This window comes from Nocardiopsis halotolerans DSM 44410 (assembly GCF_000341065.1).
Classification (GTDB): domain Bacteria; phylum Actinomycetota; class Actinomycetes; order Streptosporangiales; family Streptosporangiaceae; genus Nocardiopsis; species Nocardiopsis halotolerans.
On the sequence record NZ_ANAX01000316.1, the window covers coordinates 1 to 390 of the forward strand.

Sequence of the window (390 nt, forward strand, 5' to 3'; positions counted from 1 at the left end):
TACCGGGGACAGCACCGCTACCCGGGACTGGAGGACCCGCTCGCCGTTGCTGTCACCGCAGGAGCGCGCAACCATCCCCGAACCCCAGGCGTTGGTTGCCCTCCCAAGGCCGCTCCCGCCGTTGCTGCCGACGTCGCCACCGTCACCATCAGCGGCCCGGCCGCTGAGCGCAGCCCCCAGGCATCCGCCGCCGTTGGTGCGACCGTCGCCGACCCTCACCACCAGGGGCAGCACCGCTACCCGGGACTGGAGGACCCACTCGCCGTTACTGCCACCGCAGCAGAGCCCGGCCACCCGACCTCATCAGGCGCGACTCGTCGTCCGCACCACTGCGCGGCAGCTGGCGCCATCGCAGGAGTGGCCGACCACCCGCGAACAGCAAGCGTTGGT

At 72.1% G+C, this 390-nt stretch carries 1 protein-coding gene; it reads right to left on the minus strand.

The genetic code is table 11. The features are described from left to right. The coding region (locus tag D455_RS33965) for a hypothetical protein (RefSeq protein ID WP_206539292.1) at nt 1–294 on the minus strand (294 nt) is incomplete at its 3' end. Nucleotides 295–390: the final 96 nt, after the last annotated feature.